The following is a 5,595-nucleotide window of genomic DNA, read 5'->3' as shown; positions in this document are numbered from 1 at the left end:
GCATCAGCGGCGGCGACTCGAATTACTTTACACGCCCACAGCACCCCACACAAATCCACCCCCAAACACCCCCACCACACCAAAAAACCCCGGAATGCCGGGGTTTCTTGGCCTGATCCGCCGCCTCGGGACGCTCTCCGGCGCGGTACGACTTTATGTGGACTGAGTCACAGCAAGGACGAATGAGAACTCGGCCTCCCGCGGCGCCAGCCGATAGCCTTCCAGCACCCCCGGGCCGCACGCTGCCGTACCGACTCCGTGTACCGCATGATCGAGGTACAGGTAGGTGCGGCCGTCCGGAACAAGATCGGGCCGGTGGGTGGCGGCTTCCAGTACCGCCAGGCTGTACGGGCGCACTGTGACTGCGAACGGCTCGCCGCCCACGGTGAGCAGCCCGGCGTCGAGCTCCAACGCTGCAGAGTACACGCCGGAACGGGCGCCTGATTCCTGGGGCCGGACGTACTCCACGTCCATGCTCTTCAGGGGCATGCTGTACCAGCCGAGCCTGGTGCCCTGACCGGTATCGGGGTAGCTGTGGTGCGGTCCCTGGCCGAACCACTCCACGGACTTGGTGTCCGACGCCATCACGAGCTCCACTCCTATGCGCGCCCATGGAACTGGCCAGCCGGCGTTGACCCACGATCCGTCCGGCTTGACCGTTGTCCGCACGCTGACGCTGGAGCCGTCACTGGTCCAGGCGTATTCGACGAGTACCCCGAACTGCTTGCCGGCGGCGGCAACCCGCGTCCGCACCACAAGCTCATCCCCGCCGTCTGCCGTGGGCCGGAAGGACATGCCCACCAGCCGGGCATGCATCCGGTTGAGCCCGGCCTCCAGCCACTGCGTGGCGACGGGGCGGGGATCCGGGCTTTCCCATTCCGCCCCAAGGTCGTTGTCCGTGGGTGCACGCCACAGCAGCAGCCGGAGCCCCTCGACAGCAGTGCCGCCCAGCCGGGCAAGCTGACCCGTCGCGCGGTCGAAGACAGCCGGCCCCAGACGAAGGAGGTCGCCGTCCTCCTGCACACCCGCAGTAGCCGCAGGCGTCGGGGCGACGCGCAGGTTGGCTGACTCCTGCGCCCACGCAACTTCGTGGCCTGCGTCTGCCCAGGCGGCGTCTTCCTTGAGGACTGCCTGGACCGTCAGCACAGCGGGGGCCAACCCGGCGCGGTCCAGCAGCCCGGCCGGCAGCCGCACAGCGGCGGATTCCTGTGGCGCCACGGGCGCAACGTCAACCAGACCGCCGTCGACCCTCTCGCCGTCGGCCTCCACCGTGTACCGGAACTCCAGCCCCGACGTGTCAGCGAAGTCGAAGCGGTTGGTGAACGTGAAGCCCGACCAGTCCGCCGCCACTTCGATGGTTAGCGGCTCGATGACCTTCTTGAAGTCCAGAAGGCCCGGGCGCGGCACGCGGTGGGCATCCACCAGGCCGTCGGTGACGAAGTTTCCGTCGTGGACTTCCTCGCCGAAGTCGCCGCCATAGACGAAGTATTCCTGCCCGTCAGGAGCCGTCCGGGTGATGCCGTGCTCCAACCACTCCCACACAAAGCCGCCCATCAGCCGCGGATGCAGGTGAAAAAGTTCCTGGTATTCGGACATGCCGCCCGGGCCGTTGCCCATGGCGTGGACGTACTCGCACAGGACGAACGGCATGGCGCGCCGCCGGGCGTCAAGGTCTGCATCATCCAGGGCGGATTCCACGCCCCTTCCGATCAGTTCCGTTTCCGCCTGGCTTGCGTACATCCGGGAGTACACGTCCACGTAGGCGGAGCTCCAGTCACCCTCGTAGTGGATGGGCCGGGAGGGGTCGCGGAGTTTGGCCCAGCGGGACATCGCTGCCAGGTTTTCGCCCGTGCCGGCCTCGTTGCCCAGGGACCACATGATCACCGACGCGTGATTTTTGTCGCGCTCCACAGTCCGTGACATCCGGTCCACAAGGGCCTGCTGCCACTGCGGATCCGCACTGGGATTCTGCTGCCAGCCGCCCTCTTCGAAGCCGTGCGTTTCAAGGTCGCATTCAAGCACGACATAGAAGCCAAGCTGGTCCGCCAGCGCCAGGAAGTCCGGGTGCGGCGGATAGTGCGAGGTCCGGATGGCATTGATGTTGTGCTGCTTCATCAGCCGCAGCTCGCTCTCCATGACCTCCCTGGGCACCACGCGGCCCAGCTTGGGATGGTGTTCGTGCCGGTTGACGCCCCGGAGCAGAATACGCCGGCCGTTCACCTTGAACTGGGCATCCTCGATGCTGATGGTGCGGAAGCCGAGTTGCACCCGGACGGTCTCGCCCGCGGTGCTGACCGTGGCGTCGTACAGCCGCGGCAATTCTGCCGACCACGGCTCGACGTCCGGGAGCCGGTGCTCCTCGCCGGCGGGCGCGTCCAGCGCCAGTTCAGGGATGCGCACGACGGCGGCAATCGGCTCCCCTGCCCGGCTCGCCTCAACGCGCAGGATGCCTTCGCCGCTGTGGTGGTCGTAATCCGCGTGGACGAAGACGTCGTCGATTCCCTCTGAAGGGCGCGCCTGCAACGTCACGTCGCGGAAGATTCCGGGCAGCCACCACATGTCCTGGTCTTCCACATAGCTGGCTGCAGAGAACTGCGCCACCTGGACTGCGAGCACGTTCCTCCCCGGTACCAGCACCCCCGTGGCATCGAATTCGTGGGCGAGGCGGCTGCCGCGCGTGGTGCCGAGGAAGGTGCCGTTCAGCCACACAGTACCGGCGGACTCGATGCCGTCGAAACGGATCAAAGCTGACGGGAAGTACTCCGGTCCCGCCTCAAACTCGACAAAGAGGTCGCCGACAGGATTGGCGTCCGGAACATGCGGCGGTTCCACGGCAAAGGGGAACTGAACGTTCGTGTACCAGGGTGTTCCGTGGCCGTGCATGGGCCAGCTGGACGGTACCGGAAGGTCGCCGAAATCCGGACGGTCCCCGCCCGACTGCCAGCCGTCCTGTGGAGCCTGCCTGATTCCGGCGTGAAGCCTGAACTTCCACATACCGTTCAGCGAAAGACGCGGCGCATCGCTCACCAGGTAGGCCCGTGCCGGCATGGTGCCCTGCGGGGGAGCCACGGAAGCGAGGACGGCGACCTGCTCGGCGGCGACGTCGAGGGGCCGCTCGACGGCGCCCTCGAGGGACCGCTCCGGGGCGGGCGCGGTCTGCCCTACCGCCGTGCCGGTGCCCGAGCCAGCAACGCTGCCTACCGCTGAGGAGGGGTTGGATGTTGGGGGCTCAACTGGCATGGCGGTCCTCGGGTCTGGGGTGGGTTCCGATGATCGTGCGTGCTGCACGATTGCGGCTAACTAACTTTCGTGAACGTTCACGTTCCAAACGATATTACGGGAATGCGGCGTCATTGAAAAGGGTTCGGGGCAATGATTCCTGTTGTCCCTGCCGGACCAATCATCCGGTCAGGGCGAAGGCGTGGTCCGGCTATCGCAATTACTCGGGCGAGCCTCCGGCGTCCTCGGGCGCCACAGTCCCGGCGGTTTCACCGCCGTCGATCACGAACTCCGAGCCCGTAATGAAAGACGATTCATCAGAGGCCAGATATACGACAAGGTCGGCCACTTCCCGCGGCTGGCCGATCCGGTGCAGCGGAACGTGGCCGGTGTCGAACGTCATGCCCGCTGTCATGGGCGTCTCAATGACGCCGGGGTGCACCGAGTTCACCCGCGTTCCGGATCTTCCCAGGTCAAGGGCCGCGCTCTTTGTCAGGCCGCGGACTCCCCACTTCGACGCTGTATAGCCGGCAAGGCTTTCGTATCCGCGGACACCGGCGATTGACGAAATGTTGATGATCGACGCGTTCCCGTTCAATGCCAGGGACGGCGCAGCGGCCTTGATGCCGTTGAAGACGCCGGTCAGGTTGACGTCGATGATCCTGGTCCATTCCTCAAGGGGATACTGATCGATCCGGCCAAAAGTCACGATGCCGGCGTTGTTGACCAACACGCTGAGACTGCCAAATGCAACGACCGCGGCATCTACGGCCTGCTGCCAGTCATGTGGGCTTGTTACGTCGAGGTGGACGAAGCGGGCATCGCCGCCCAGCTCCGCGGCCAGGGCAGCTCCTTCCTGATCCAGGACGTCTCCGACAACCACCTTCGCGCCCTCTTCGAGCATCCGCTGCGCTATCGCGGCTCCAATCCCGCGTGATCCGCCGCTGATGAGGCCTACTTTGCCGTCCAGCCGTCTCATGCCTGCTCCTGTCCGAGAGTTGGTCCCGAGCCGCGGAGTGCGGCTCGCGCTGCAGGGCTGAGGCATCACGGGCATCCGCGCCTTAGTCCCGATCCAAGCTTGACGGTCTCGGCGGACAGCCGAAAGGGCACTTCGACTCAGAATGGTGGTCGAGTTGCCCCCGCTCTCACGCAGCATCGTGGCCTCACGCTGTCTCCCGGAGGACCAGACGATGCCTCAGCGTTATACGTGATGTTTGCGATCCGGGACTGACTGCCCCGGAGAGCAGCCCGTCGAGAAGTTCGACGGCGGACCTTCCCACCTCGCGGAGGTCCAGTGCCATGGTGCTGAGCCGGGGACTTAGAAGCTCGCCGAGCGGGATACCGTCCATGCCAATAACCGCACAGTCCTCGGGCACCCTGCGCCCCGAGCTGGAGAGTGCCTTCAGGACGCCGGCGGCCATCAGGTCGTTGAATGCCAGGATCCCGTCGGTCTCCGGATGGCCCCGAAGAAATGCAGTTGCTGCCTCAGCGGCCGCCTCTGCTGTCTCTGGGGCAACGATGAGCGACCACAACGCACCATGTTCGTCCAGACGTCCGGCCATAGCTTTCCCGCGGACAGTGCACGGCGCCGATTCGCGACTGTGGGAGGCTGAGGCCGCCTCAAGATACACAATGTGCTGCCGTTTCGCTTCCAGGAAATGGTCCACCGCCAGCTTCGCAGCATGCTGGTAATCGAAGTTGATGCTGCCGGCCGCGCTTCCCGGAGCTTCGTCCAGGACAATCAGCGGACGACGGCCCAGGACGGCCTGCGCCTGGTCGGCGTAACCGCCAAGGTAGCCGATCACCGCGTCCACTTGCGGGGCCAGATGCTCGACGGCGTCCAGCCCGCTGCGACCGCCATGGCCGTAATCGTCCACCACCACGTGCCACCCGCGGAGCGTGGCGAGTTCCACGACGCTTGAGGCAAACGCCGGGAAATATGGATTGGTGAGATCAGGGATAGCAAGACCCACTGAGGTCCTTGCCCCCTGAACGAGCCCCTTGGCAAAACGGCTTGGGGAGTAGCCGAGCTCCTGCGCCAACTTCTGCACCCTCTGGCGGGTGGATTCCTTGATCCCGGGCATGTCATTCATTGCCCGGGTCACTGTCTGGCGCGACACCCCGGCAGCCGCGGCCACGTCAAGGATTGTGGCCCGCTTGGCCGGGTATCCGGACGGTGTGTGGCTCATGAAGTGTAAGTCTAGGGGCCGGCAGCGCGAGAGCGTTGCCCGAAAAGCCCCAGGAAGTAAGAGAGCGCCCGCTTTGGGGGTTCGTTCAGAGGGGCGGGTGTGGTGTGGTGGTTAAAGTGGGAGAGCCCCAACCGTGTGGTTGGGGCTCTCGACCTGAATGGTGTTCCGGCGGTGACCTACTCTCCCA

Annotated in this window: 3 protein-coding genes; all 3 read right to left on the bottom strand. The window is 65.5% G+C overall.

Going from position 1 to position 5,595, the window contains the following annotated elements; translation table 11 throughout:
* Nucleotides 1-153 precede the first annotated feature (153 nt).
* Entirely contained in the window at nt 154-3,240 is a 3,087-nt protein-coding gene (locus ACFVWT_RS22515; protein WP_390251870.1) for a glycoside hydrolase family 2 TIM barrel-domain containing protein, read from the bottom strand.
* A gap of 199 nt (nt 3,241-3,439) precedes the next feature.
* Nucleotides 3,440-4,198, bottom strand: coding sequence for a glucose 1-dehydrogenase (locus tag ACFVWT_RS22510; RefSeq protein WP_390251868.1), 759 nt, complete (start codon nt 4,196-4,198; stop codon nt 3,440-3,442).
* 184 nt (nt 4,199-4,382) lie between these two features.
* The gene (locus ACFVWT_RS22505) at nt 4,383-5,408 is read right to left on the bottom strand and encodes a LacI family DNA-binding transcriptional regulator (RefSeq protein WP_390251866.1); all 1,026 of its coding nucleotides are present in this window, start codon (nt 5,406-5,408) and stop codon (nt 4,383-4,385) included.
* Nucleotides 5,409-5,595: the final 187 nt, after the last annotated feature.

Source organism: Arthrobacter sp. NPDC058288 (assembly GCF_042880995.1).
Lineage (GTDB): Bacteria > Actinomycetota > Actinomycetes > Actinomycetales > Micrococcaceae > Arthrobacter.
The sequence above is the reverse complement of the archived record's forward strand: the minus strand, read 5'-3'. Positions and strand labels throughout refer to the sequence as shown.